The 7,092-nt window shown below is 39.8% G+C and carries 10 protein-coding genes; 8 read left to right on the plus strand and 2 right to left on the minus strand.

Annotation, left to right across the window (positions count from 1 at the left end):
- Nucleotides 1–300 precede the first annotated feature (300 nt).
- Complete coding sequence (locus ACO1O5_RS13810) at nt 301–495, plus strand: hypothetical protein (protein ID WP_486271155.1); 195 nt, start codon at nt 301–303, stop codon at nt 493–495.
- 165 nt (nt 496–660) lie between these two features.
- Complete coding sequence (locus ACO1O5_RS13815; protein WP_486271157.1) at nt 661–2,136, plus strand: alpha-L-fucosidase; 1,476 nt, start codon at nt 661–663, stop codon at nt 2,134–2,136.
- Between the two features lie 123 nt (nt 2,137–2,259).
- Here ACO1O5_RS13815 and ACO1O5_RS13820 read toward each other — a convergent pair whose 3' ends face one another.
- On the minus strand, nt 2,260–2,466 hold the full coding sequence (locus ACO1O5_RS13820) for a hypothetical protein (RefSeq protein ID WP_486271159.1): 207 nt from the start codon (nt 2,464–2,466) through the stop codon (nt 2,260–2,262).
- A 58-nt stretch (nt 2,467–2,524) separates the two neighbouring features.
- Between ACO1O5_RS13820 and ACO1O5_RS13825 the strand changes: the two genes are divergently transcribed.
- Nucleotides 2,525–2,917, plus strand: a complete 393-nt coding sequence (locus ACO1O5_RS13825; RefSeq protein WP_486271160.1) for a hypothetical protein — start codon at nt 2,525–2,527, stop codon at nt 2,915–2,917.
- Between the two features lie 39 nt (nt 2,918–2,956).
- Here ACO1O5_RS13825 and ACO1O5_RS13830 read toward each other — a convergent pair whose 3' ends face one another.
- On the minus strand, nt 2,957–3,148 hold the full coding sequence (locus tag ACO1O5_RS13830; protein ID WP_486271163.1) for a hypothetical protein: 192 nt from the start codon (nt 3,146–3,148) through the stop codon (nt 2,957–2,959).
- Nucleotides 3,149–3,210: 62 nt separating this feature from the next.
- On the opposite strand from ACO1O5_RS13830, the gene ACO1O5_RS13835 reads away from it, so the two are divergent.
- From ACO1O5_RS13835 to ACO1O5_RS13855, 5 genes are all read left to right on the plus strand, one after another.
- A complete protein-coding gene (locus ACO1O5_RS13835; protein ID WP_486271165.1) occupies nt 3,211–4,371 on the plus strand; it encodes a hypothetical protein in 1,161 nt (386 codons plus the stop codon).
- Nucleotides 4,372–4,886: 515 nt separating this feature from the next.
- A complete protein-coding gene (locus ACO1O5_RS13840) occupies nt 4,887–5,078 on the plus strand; it encodes a hypothetical protein (RefSeq protein WP_486271167.1) in 192 nt (63 codons plus the stop codon).
- A 67-nt stretch (nt 5,079–5,145) separates the two neighbouring features.
- Nucleotides 5,146–5,901 carry a hypothetical protein gene (locus tag ACO1O5_RS13845; RefSeq protein ID WP_486271169.1) on the plus strand — a complete coding sequence of 252 codons (756 nt, stop codon included), beginning with the start codon at nt 5,146–5,148 and terminating at the stop codon, nt 5,899–5,901.
- A gap of 6 nt (nt 5,902–5,907) precedes the next feature.
- Nucleotides 5,908–6,420, plus strand: a complete 513-nt coding sequence (locus tag ACO1O5_RS13850) for a YybH family protein (RefSeq protein ID WP_486271171.1) — start codon at nt 5,908–5,910, stop codon at nt 6,418–6,420.
- A gap of 67 nt (nt 6,421–6,487) precedes the next feature.
- Nucleotides 6,488–7,092: hypothetical protein (locus tag ACO1O5_RS13855; RefSeq protein ID WP_486271173.1), on the plus strand; the 605-nt coding region annotated here is incomplete at its 3' end.

Genomic DNA, 7,092 nt, shown 5'->3' on the forward strand with positions numbered 1-7,092 from the left:
GTGCAAGAGATTATTATTATGGGAAGCAATGTGGATTATTAAAGATCGAATTTCTTTTATAGATTTAGCGCCTGTAAGTCCTGAGTTACAAACTCAGGACAGCGCGACTAACGGTTGGTGGTAGACTAAGGATAGCTGGGGACAGCGCAACTAACGGTTGGTGGTAGACTAAGGGTAGCTGGGGACAAAAATAAATTGGAAGATATTGTAAGAGATACTAAAAGCTTTACCTCAACAACATTGAAGAATGCAATACAAGAGCACCCGCATGAAAGCAGGAAGGAGTGGATGTTATAGCTAATGGAGCGGGCAGGAAAGAAGAATGGCAACAACAATGCCTGGCAGTTCTGGCAACAGCATAATAAACCTTTGGAGATCATTAGCCAGGAAATGTTTGATGAAAAATTAGCTTACATACATCAAAACCCTGTTCAGGCAGGTTTTGTAATAAGAGAAGAAGATTGTACAGCAGCGCACGGGATTTTTGCGGGGTGAAGGGTTTAATTGGATATAGTTATAGTTAGTATAGAGCACAAGCGGACGCTTGCGCTAACGCGGGGCCAACTATTAAAACAAAGTATGAAGATAAGTATGAATTCTGGCCAATTCCAAAGACAGAAATTGATCGCAATTCACCAATTGATAAAAAACAAAAAACAAATGACCTTAAGACGTCAAACATTTCTAAATTTTCCCGGAATAAAATTAAGATGCCTGATTATACTCCTCTTGTTGAACCAACTGCCACTAAAGGCCCAGCGCATCACCGATATGGGCATTCAGCAACAACCTGATTCGGTAATGCAATGGTTTAAAAATGCCAAATTCGGCATGTTCATTCACTGGGGAGTATACTCAGTTTATGGAGAAGGAGAATGGTATTTATATAATAACGGATTGCCTTTCAAAGATTATATTAAAGCTGCCTATCCGCAAAATGGAAATTATTTTGATGCGGGTAAATATGACCCCTCAAGATGGGTACAAATAGCACAGAATGCCGGCATGAAATATATGGTGCTCACCACCCGGCATCACGATGGATTTGCATTGTTCAATAGCCGGTTTCCAAACTCCACAACTTCCCTGCAAACATTGGGCAGAGACCTTGTCGCCGAATATGTAAAGGCATGCAAAAAAGCAGGTATGCGCACCGGCCTTTATTATTCGGTATTGAACTGGCAATTCCCTGGTTATTTTGATGTAAATGGAACCGGAGTAAAACCAAATAATTTCGGAACTACCACAGCCGCCTGGCATAAAAAAAATGCAGAACTGATGAAAGCGGAATTGTATGAGCAGGTGAAAGAATTGATGACACAATACGGGCAAATAGATGATGTATGGTGGGATGGAGGCTGGCTGGGGCTTCAGGGTACGGATAGAGACGGGGCTTACTTTTGGGAACCCGGTGAATACCGCGACCCTAAAAATGAGTGGGCAGGTGATTACGGAGTTAAAGGAATTAATTCGGGTAGCTATGACCGTTATCTGGGCATTATGGGAATGGTACGAAAGTATCAGCCGTATATTTTATCCAATCCGCGCAGCGGATGGATAGGAGATTACGAAAATGAAGAAGGTTACGCAGAAATAAAAGGACCGATACGGAATGAATACTGGGAAAAGTGTTTGTCATTAGATAAGAACGGATGGGGTTATACCAGGCAGCAGAATTTATTATCTTATGGAGAAGTATTAAATTACCTGGTAAATGCCGTGATAAGGAATGGAAATTTGTTATTGAATGTAGGGCCAGACCAACATGGCATAATCCCACAAGGCCAGGTAACGGTTTTGAAAGAAGTAGGCGACTGGCTTCACAAAGCAGGCGAAAGCATTTATGGTACTATCTCAGGACCATGGGAGCCTGTTGATAGGCAGTACGGATTTACCTACAAAGCAAATAAAATTTATATTCATCTGCTTGAAGGGTATAAAGGGAAAGTGTTCATTTTACCCGCATTGAACAACAATGTAAAAGCCTGTTATGATTTGTATACTAAAAGAAAATTGTCTTATACCCTCAACGCAGATAAAACCATAACGATTAGATATATTGAGAGAAGCTCAAACAAATATGATACGATAATTGAAATTGTATTTAATGAAAACGTAAACAATAATGGAAAATGAAATCCATAATTATTAAATCGTAAAGAAAATGGGAATGCTTTTAAGTGCGCAATGCTTGAAATAAGAGTGGCACTGAAAAATTAGTCAGATTCCGGACTAAGGTATTCTAATATCGAACTCAATCTAAATTTCATCCTGGGCCGTGTCTCTTTTCCAGTCGCCGTAGGTACTTCTCTTCCGTCGCAAGCCCCAATGCTGTGCTGAGTATGTTAAAAACAAATACTCTTTCCTGCAATAGTTCCAGGCTGAAGGAACTTTGTTCAGCGATAACAGTAACAATGAGCTTTTATTTATAAATTTGGCAACGGTTACGGGCAGACGAAATTCCATTTCCGGTTCTGCATAAATGCCGGGCCGCAAGCTATTAGAAACCTTCTAAATTTTGATTATGAAAATCAAGTTCATACCATTAATCCTGGGTTTTGCGGGCATTTGCAGTAATATGAATGCCCAGGTAAATTACGATACTCTTTTAATTGGAGTTTGGAAAGGCTCATCTAATTGCCAATTGAAAAATTCAACTTGTCATGACGAAACGGTTGTGTATTATATTTCAAAAAAGACAGGAATTGACACATTTTATATCAATGGAAACAAGATTGTAAATGGTATGGAAGAAGAAATGGGAATATTACCTTTCACCTTAAATAAGAAAACAAATCAATTAATTTCAACATCGTATGGATTATGGACCTTCACAATAAAACAGGGGAAAATGGAAGGAACTCTTGTTTCCAAAGGCGCTCTCTACAGAATTATTAAGTTAACTAAACAGAATTAAGAGAAACTATACGTGCCTGCGCCCAACAAAGCGGCTTGCTCAGCCCTCGTGGGTGTTACATTTCTTTTGCAAGCCCAGATCAACTACTCCCCGCTTTCGCGCCAGTTTGTCTTCCCCTTTAAATGGCACAACTATCCTGCACCTTCTCCCGGATATGAAAAAATAAGGCTGGTGCATGGTAGCCAGGCTTTGAGCATTGGCCAAACTTTTGCCATTAAAAGGACCATTCAATTTTATCTTTTTTTTTCGACTTATCAATAGCTGCTGGCGCAAATATTGTATTAAAGGCTTATATGAAAAAAATCTTTATATCCTTTTTTACCTTTTTGCTGCTGGGGTTTACCGTACAGGCCCAACAGGCTAAACGCCAGTTGGATATACAACTCAACAAGAACATCTTACAACCCGGCGATTCGTTATTAATAACAGTTAATTATAAAGATGGCAGTAGCCAAAAAGAGAGCGATTCTCTGGCTACGGTGCAGCTGATAATTGAGAATGAAGAAGGGTTGCGTACTCGCCTGCGCTGGCCAATGATTCATGGCCAGGCTTCCGGTGCCTTGTATTTACCCGATTCGCTGCCCGGTGGCAGGTACACTTTGCTGGCGGGTTTGCAGCAACGCTTTTTCGAGGTGATCGGCAAAATAGAGAACGCTAAGAACGACGAAAGCATACAGGCCATGCTGCTCACCAAAAACGGAGACTGGGCCGAGCAGGAAGTGCCGGTGGCGACGGACGGCAGTTTTTCCATCGGCAACTGGCTGTTTGAAGATAATGCCCTGATGGCCTTTTCGGGAACAAAAAATAATAAGGAACCGCTGAATATCCGCATCAGTACCCAGCTGGACTCCAGCTATACACCCGTGGCCGTGGCAGGCAGGTACTTTTACATAGGTAACCCGCCGGCAGCAGTGCGATCAACTCTTAACCGGCCCGTTGAAACACCGGGGGCGGTATTTGCAGACTCGGCTACTTTGCTGCCGGCAGTGGTGGTAAAAGGTACGGCCAAAAGCCCGGCGCAGCAGTTCAACGAAAAATATGTTAGTAGCTTGTTCAAGACCGGCGACGAGCGGGTACTTAGCATAATGGACGATCCCGGTGCCATGGCTTATCCCAATATTTTCTCCTACCTGCAGGGCAGGGTGGCCGGTTTGCAAATACAGGGCGGCTTCAACGGTGGTGTGGCCTGGTGGCGGGGCAGCCCGGTAGCGTTTTTTGTGGATGAAGTGAGGGTGTCCGCCCAACAGGTTGCCGCCATACCCATGACAGATATTGCCATTGTAAAAGCATATCCACCGCCTTTTATTGGTGCTTTCGGAGGCCGTGGCGGTATTGCCATTTATACTCGCAGGGGTGGCGAACCTGACTACCTGCCTGCCAATAAGCAGGTGTTTAAAGTAAGGGGCTACACACCATCTGCCACGGTGCTTGATATGAATAAGCTAAACATGTAATAAACCGTGGGTAAAAGAAAAGACCCCCTGCTATCCGGAGCATGTTTAAATAATCAGGGACTTCAGCCTTCGTGGGTGACCCATCACTTGACATGAAGAGTTTAAAAATTAGAAATGAGCCAATTACTATAACACAGGATTCTATTTCTCAGTAACCTTTTCCCGCCAGAATATTCCGCTAATTAGCATAACAGTAACTATACTTTTATTCGATATTTTTATTTAGTTATTAGAACCCGGATAACGGCTGAAAATATATTCTTTAGCCCTTATGAAGACAAAAGCGGGGGCTATGGGAAAGACGAAATAGTTTGTGCGGATACTAACCAGGATTAAGTTAACCGTTTTGATTACAAATCCATGATAAAAATTCCGTAAGAAGCAATAGCTTTAAAAATTCAATTCCTGTAAAATCTCCGAACAGATTGTTTTAAAAATGCAAAAAGCAACGCACACTTTTAAAATACATCCTGCTAAATACGGAACATCCCAACTATTTATTGAAACAATTAGCTATGAATGATATTGGCGTTCAAAAAGAAATTTTTGCGTTTATGAAAGCTGCGTTCAAACAAGTTTATCAATTTAGAAAAAACGATTCCCTTGATTATGAAAAGAATTTTATTGAAAGTTATTACGCTTTGCGTGATGCTTTTTCAATGAGGGCTTTTGACTATCATTTGAAAATGGTAAAGCAGAAACAATAGAACACCGGCAACCGTGCATAATGAATATTAATAAAGGCCCTTTTACTTATTACTTACAACTTAAACAATGGAAGTACATCATCACCCACACGTAGGAAAAAAAGGATTCAAAGAATATTTTTTGGAATTTGTAATGATATTCCTTGCCGTAACACTTGGTTTTTTTGCGGAGAGTTTAAGAGAACATATTAATGATAATGAAAAAAGAGAACAATATGTTCAATCGCTTGTCGAAGATCTCGAATCTGATACGGCAAGAATGGATGATATCATTCAATTTGATGAATCCAAAATAACTGGTTTAAAGAGCATGTATCAATGTTACGACACAGTTAGCAATAATCTTAACGCAACGTCGTGTATGGGCATATTGATTAAATATACAAAAGTGAACAGGCCGTTTTTCTCAAATGATCGCACCATAAGAGAACTTGCCAATGCAGGTGGCTATAGATTATTAGAGAAAGAAGATGCTGACAGTATTCTTGCTTACGAAAGAATGTACAGGGATGATTATGATTTTCAGGCAACCGTTTACCAGGAAGCGCAGGATAATGTACGAAATACGTTGAATGAATTGGCCAACTTTAAAGTAGTCTCACCACTTGAGAATGTTTCTTCACTTAATGGTGTTGACACAGGGAGTACCTCTTTGAATGGACCGTTATTGTTTTCAGCCGACAGAACCTTATTAAACAAGTGGTTTAACCAATTACAATTGTATTTAAGGGTTACAAAAGCGCAAAGCGTATTATTAAATAGTTTGCGTGAAAAAGCAGTAAATCTTATTGACTTCTACAAAAGCAAACACCATCTTAAATAAAAAGCAATGAAGACACATCTTCAGCCCAAAGTAGATTCTCATTTGCATGGGAAGAAAAATTTAAAAGAATTAAAAGTGCTCTTTCTTTTCCTAAGCATGTTTTGTTTTCACCCATCTTTTGCGCAAAACATGCATAACAATGATATTGCCATCATTAAATCTAACAGGGCAGCATCAAACAATGCTATTGCCAAACATGATGTAAAGGGCATCGAACAATTTTGGCTTGATGATTTTGTGCAGATAATTGGACGTGGCACGTATGAAACCGGCAAAGACAATATTTCAGCTTCATGGCAGGCACTTTTTAACAGCAACCCGCAAGTTGTTTATGTAAGAATTCCTGGGAAAATTATTATAAGCGATAACGATACGATGGCATGGGAAACAGGAAAATGGACCGGCATACACACTTATAGCAAAGGCGGCAATTATTCGGCTATGTGGATCAAACGAAATGGTACCTGGATGTTGAAAGCGGAACTGTTTGTTTCGCTGAAAGCTGATAAACAACAATAAAAATTATTTTGTCCTTTAAGTTTTATTAACAGGAAGAACGATAGGATTAAAACTACAAACCGAATAAATGGAAGTACATCATCACCCACAGGTAGAAAAGAAAGGATTCAAAGAATATTTCTTAGAATTCTTAATGATATTTCTTGCCGTAACCCTGGGATTCTTTGCAGAAAATATAAGAGAAAGTATAAAAGATAAAAAGCAACTGCACGAATATATTGAGTCAATGGTAAATGATCTGCAAAGTGATACTTCCCTTTATCATTCCTCAGTTGAATATAATTTATCGAAATGCCGGATAATTGACAGTATCATTCAGTCACTATCTGATAATGATAAAAGCAGCAATAATGCTCATCTTTATCTGCTGGTAAGACAGTTAACTATGGGCACCTTTGTTATTTCTACTACGCCAAAAACATTCGATCAAATGAAAAGCAGCGGAGGGCTGAGGCTTATCAGCAAACAATCTACTAATGACAGTATTGGTTCTTATTACCAGTGGACACAAAGGTTTGATTACTGGTCAGACTTTCAGCAGCACCGGCTGAATGAAGTGATTTCTATAAACGACAGAGTATTTGATGCAAAGGTTTTGTTTTCTATACTCAAAAAAATGGAAAATGATTCCGGGCCTTTTATGCCTGAGAATAATCCTAAGCTTATTTCTCA

The sequence above is a fragment of the Ginsengibacter sp. genome, assembly GCF_057362405.1.

Excerpts from the sequence above, each read along its gene's own strand:
- ACO1O5_RS13825 (WP_486271160.1), top strand. The coding sequence starts at position 2,525 with ATGAAAATCAAGTTCATACCATTAATCCTGGGTTTTGCGGGCATTTGC.
- ACO1O5_RS13820 (WP_486271159.1), bottom strand. The coding sequence starts at position 2,466 with ATGGAATTTCGTCTGCCCGTAACCGTTGCCAAATTTATAAATAAAAGC.
- ACO1O5_RS13845 (WP_486271169.1), top strand. The coding sequence starts at position 5,146 with ATGGAAGTACATCATCACCCACACGTAGGAAAAAAAGGATTCAAAGAA.
- ACO1O5_RS13815 (WP_486271157.1), top strand. The coding sequence starts at position 661 with ATGACCTTAAGACGTCAAACATTTCTAAATTTTCCCGGAATAAAATTA.
- ACO1O5_RS13835 (WP_486271165.1), top strand. The coding sequence starts at position 3,211 with ATGAAAAAAATCTTTATATCCTTTTTTACCTTTTTGCTGCTGGGGTTT.
- ACO1O5_RS13850 (WP_486271171.1), top strand. The coding sequence starts at position 5,908 with ATGAAGACACATCTTCAGCCCAAAGTAGATTCTCATTTGCATGGGAAG.
- ACO1O5_RS13840 (WP_486271167.1), top strand. The coding sequence starts at position 4,887 with ATGAATGATATTGGCGTTCAAAAAGAAATTTTTGCGTTTATGAAAGCT.
- ACO1O5_RS13810 (WP_486271155.1), top strand. The coding sequence starts at position 301 with ATGGAGCGGGCAGGAAAGAAGAATGGCAACAACAATGCCTGGCAGTTC.